This is a genomic window from Fusibacter tunisiensis (assembly GCF_016908355.1).
Classification (GTDB): domain Bacteria; phylum Bacillota; class Clostridia; order Peptostreptococcales; family Acidaminobacteraceae; genus Fusibacter_D; species Fusibacter_D tunisiensis.
Genome location: NZ_JAFBDT010000060.1, coordinates 1 through 2,146 on the forward strand (window position 1 = coordinate 1; position 2,146 = coordinate 2,146).

Annotated in this window: 2 protein-coding genes; both read right to left on the bottom strand. The window is 38.4% G+C overall.

The genetic code is table 11. The annotated features are described in order from the left end of the window. Window positions 1-38: 38 nt before the first annotated feature. Window positions 39-263: an ErpK protein gene (locus JOC49_RS13025; RefSeq protein WP_204665474.1), complete on the bottom strand. Its 225-nt coding sequence runs from the start codon at window positions 261-263 to the stop codon at window positions 39-41. Window positions 264-275: 12 nt separating this feature from the next. Next, entirely contained in the window at window positions 276-1,982 is a 1,707-nt protein-coding gene (locus tag JOC49_RS13030) for an IS1634 family transposase (RefSeq protein WP_204665475.1), read from the bottom strand. Window positions 1,983-2,146: the final 164 nt, after the last annotated feature.

Here is a 2,146-nt window from a genome sequence, read left to right on the forward strand (position 1 = left end):
CCCTAACTTCCTGAAAAAATTAACTCTCAAACCCTATTTCAGGACTTTTCATCCTCATTTTCACTCATAAATGCCAGAATTTCATCCAGACTTTTGTTGCTGTTTACAAATGCATTTAGGAGTTCTTTTCCTTGCAGTTCCTGCTTCTTTTTCATTAAAAGATTCAACTCGTTAAGCGCTGAATCGTACTTATCTTTCATAGCGGAAACCACTTCTTTTTGCTTAGAGATTTTTTCATCAATAGATATGCTTCGTCTGCCCATTTGTCTGCCCCCTTACATCTCTTCAATCATTTTCAGTTGATTGTTAATACCTAGCGCTTGTTCACGAATGCTTCTTTCAGTTAAATCAAAAGCTTTAAGTATTCCCTTTTGTGTCGCGGTCACAGCATGATCCAAACGGTAGTTTCCATCACTTTGACGAATCATCTCGATTTTTTCAAGTTCCCTTAGAGCTGCTGGAACGGTCATATAGTTTTCACTTTTGTTGTTCTTCTTCATCTGATCTTTCAAATATGTGTAGAATTTGTTACGTATGATCAGGGCGACAAACTCAATGAATATCTTGCTGTTCACTGATTCACTTCCATGAACTCTAAAGCTTTTGTTCCCCAGATAGGATTTGTCTCCCTTAAATAGTTTCTCGGAACCGTCTCTGCTTTTATACAGTTCTAGAGCTTCTTCTGCTGTCATTTTTTCTGATGTGATAATTATGAAATATCCGCACAGTTTGATTTCCCTATCAATCACGTCTTGGCGCTCTCTTGCGAACATGAAAACTCTTTCATCTCCCTGGCCATGATAAAAAGGTTCAAAGTAATGACATAAAGCACTCGGGCATTCATATCCCATCTTCCCTTCCTGGGATTTTAGATATGAGGCCAATCTGTCGATTTTTTCTTCCAGCTGTTCGCGTTCGCCTGTTCTCTTGCTTTCGTTAAAGTATATGTGAAAATATCTGTCTTTCTCATCAGAAGGGAACAATCTCCCTTTCACCGTGGTTCCGCTTACTTTATAGTCGCGAATACTGTGTTTTCGGCTCTCTTCAAAGGTTCCTTTGTTTGCCATCACCATTTCATGGGCATACTTCTTCATCCCTTTCATCATGATGACGAAATCATAACCGCATTTATCCATATATCTTATATTTTCTTTACTGAAATATCCTCGGTCCAGTATAAATCCAACATGTCGATAGCCATAACCTTCTGTTTTCTCAAGCATATACTGTAGCTGAGATATATCCACTATGCTTCCAGGGTACATTTCATAAAACAAGGGTTCCCTATTATTCTTGTCGTAAGCTATGGAGTAATTAAGTATCGGTTTGTTCTGATCATCTTTGGCATGGCCAAATTCAACAAAGTCAACATCTCCTGCCTGACAATTTTTGTTCGTCGAATCGTAGGATATGTAAATTTTTTCTCTGTGATCCCGGTTTTCATTCCACCTGTTCAGAAATTCAACGCTTTGATCCTTCTTGATCGAAGCTATGAAGTCAGACACTTTAGAATCGCTATACATCCTCATTTTACTGGTGAATAACGGATGATTGTATGCATAATCCGGGTAGTACTGCCCAGCATTGTTTTCTGTGATGATGGTATAGACTGCAAGATCCAAAAAGAGGCCACTGTCTCTTCCGATTAGATCTCCCAAGAGAACATCTAAATGATATTCTGTAATGATTCTTTTAAGAACCATATGTGCGCCAACTCTTAAGCAAGCACTTCTGCGGGAGGATTTCTTTTCTTCCGGGAGTTTTGCTTCCGGATAGAAAATCAAGTATTTCTCGTTGGGAATCATCATGGTCTGATCATCTTCGCAGACCTTTCCGATGGGGGTACTTTGGGGAATGCTATACTTTTTTTCCGGGTCATAAACGCGATTTAATTGGTAATAAATGTAGGTGGTTCCTCTGATTTTTTTCCTTGTAACTTTCCCTTTTTCCTCTGGTATTTTCACTCTCACATCAGTGTACATATCGGCCTCCTGTAGAGAGTTAATTAACTCTCTATAATCATACCATATTTTCCTGATAAAATCAACAAGATTTCGCTGAATTCGTTGGAAAAAGAACACTTTCAGAGAATTTGAAATCATTTTTCAGATGTCTGAGAGTTAATTATGCCGGAAGTTCAGATTTT

Bases quoted from the DNA above. Each gene is read 5' to 3' on its own strand.
- JOC49_RS13025 (WP_204665474.1), bottom strand. From the start codon at position 263: ATGGGCAGACGAAGCATATCTATTGATGAAAAAATCTCTAAGCAAAAA.
- JOC49_RS13030 (WP_204665475.1), bottom strand. From the start codon at position 1,982: ATGTACACTGATGTGAGAGTGAAAATACCAGAGGAAAAAGGGAAAGTT.